The following is an 868-nucleotide window of genomic DNA, read 5'->3' as shown; positions in this document are numbered from 1 at the left end:
CCCTCGCCGGTGAGCTCCACCTCCTGGAGGTAGTGCGGGGCATCGTCACCCGTGCCCTCAGAGTTATTGGTCCGCGACATCAGGCTCTCGAGGTTGACGAAGCCCTCAGTCTCCACCTCGAAGCGATCCACACCGCGATAGGAGCCGTCGTTCGCGGCGATGTTCACCTCAGACCCCTGCGAGGTACTGCCGACCGACTCCAGCTCGACGTTGGAGATGATCATGCCCTCGCGATCAAGGTCGACGCTCTGACGCGTGACCGTGTCCGAGTCACCCGGCACGTCCAGATCAGCGTCCCAACGGCCCTCTTGGAAGTCCAGGTTCTCGCCGCTGAGCGTGATCTGATACGGCGCAGACTGCTGAGTCTCGGCGGACTGGTTTTCGCGCAGGTCGACGTCGATCTCGTCCCAACCAGCGTCGGTGGCCGCCTGATCGATGGCCTCACGCAGATCGGCGTAGGTGTCCGCGTCCTGGATCGCCTGAGTCGAGAGCACGACCTCCTCGTACTCCTCGGCGCCGACTTCCCGGACCTGGAACGAGACCTCGTTGATACGGATGTTGTTCTCCGCGTCGTCCTCGCCGAGCTCCGGCGTGGCATCCGAGCCGATGGTCAGCACCAGCGTGCCCACGTCACGGTCGAAGCCGGAGTCGTAGAGCGCGGTATAGTCGCTGTTTGGCTGGATGTTTTGCAGACGGTGCGTTTGGGTATCCGGCTGACCGAAGATGTTCTCCACGATCAGGTTCTCGTCGCTGTCGGTGTAGGTGAACTGCTCGACACCGCTCATGTTCTGGGCGTCAAGGTTGGCAGTGCCCCCGTCCACTTCCAGCTGCACCTCGTGGATGTTCTGCGTCGTCGGACGGCCGAAGT

The 868-nt window shown here is 62.9% G+C and carries 1 protein-coding gene; it reads right to left on the bottom strand.

Annotated features, from left to right (window positions below; genetic code table 11):
• The coding region (locus LRG07_RS13730) for a hypothetical protein (RefSeq protein WP_238642759.1) at positions 1–868 on the bottom strand (868 nt) is incomplete at both ends.

Origin of the sequence: Halorhodospira sp. 9622 (assembly GCF_022228025.1) — a bacterium.
Lineage (GTDB): Bacteria > Pseudomonadota > Gammaproteobacteria > Nitrococcales > Halorhodospiraceae > Halorhodospira > Halorhodospira halophila_A.
This window is presented reverse-complemented; position numbering and strand designations above follow the sequence as displayed.